This is a genomic window from Stenotrophomonas sp. SPM, assembly GCF_003105135.1.
Taxonomy (GTDB): Bacteria; Pseudomonadota; Gammaproteobacteria; order Xanthomonadales; family Xanthomonadaceae; genus Stenotrophomonas.
Genome location: NZ_QETL01000216.1, coordinates 1 through 896 on the forward strand (window position 1 = coordinate 1; position 896 = coordinate 896).

An 896-nucleotide genomic window follows, 5' to 3' on the forward strand; every position below is an offset into this window, starting at 1 on the left:
CGACCACGAAGAACACCGGGATCATCAGCAGGCCCAGCAGGGTGGCGAACAGCATGCCGCCGATCACGCCGGTACCGATGGCGTGGCGGGAGTTTGCGCCGGCACCGGTGGAGATGGCCATCGGGATCACGCCCATGATGAACGCGAACGAGGTCATCAGGATCGGGCGGAAACGCAGGCGGGCCGCTTCGATGGTGGCATCGCGCAGGGTCTTGCCCGCTGCACGCTGCTCCACCGCGAACTCCACGATCAGGATCGCGTTCTTCGCGGCCAGGCCGATAACCGTGATCATGCCGATCTTGAAGAAGATGTCGTTGGGCAGGCCGCGGATCATCGACAGGCCGATGGCACCCAGCACGCCCAGCGGCACGACCAGCAGCACCGCCACCGGGATCGACCAGCTTTCATACAGTGCGGCCAGGCACAGGAACACCACCACCACCGACAGCACCAGCAGCAGCGTCGCCGCGTTGCCCGCCAGGATTTCCTGGTAGGACATGCCCGACCAGTCATAGCCGTAACCGGCAGGCAGGTCGTTGGTGACGATGTCTTCCATCGCGGTCATCGCTTCACCCGAGCTCTTGCCCGGGGCCTGCGAGCCGACGATGTTGATGGCCGAGTAACCGTTGTAGCGGCTCAGCGACGGCGGTGCCGACACCCATTCCGACTTGACCACCGTGTTCAGCGGGATCATGGCGTTGGTGCCGTCGGCATTGGTGGTCAGGCTGGAGGGACTGTAGAAGCTCTTCAGCGATTCCTGGCCGGTGCGGTACGGCGCGTCGGCCTGCATGGTCACGCGCTTGATGCGGCCCTGGTAGAAGAAGTCGTTGACGTACACCGGGGCCAGCATCAGCTGGATGGTGCTGTACACGTCCGACACCGACATGCCCATCGAC

Annotated in this window: 1 protein-coding gene; it reads right to left on the reverse strand. The window is 64.3% G+C overall.

Annotated elements, in window-relative coordinates; all coding sequences use genetic code 11:
* The coding region (locus DCO49_RS20080) for an efflux RND transporter permease subunit (protein ID WP_165835766.1) at positions 1 to 896 on the reverse strand (896 nt) is incomplete at both ends.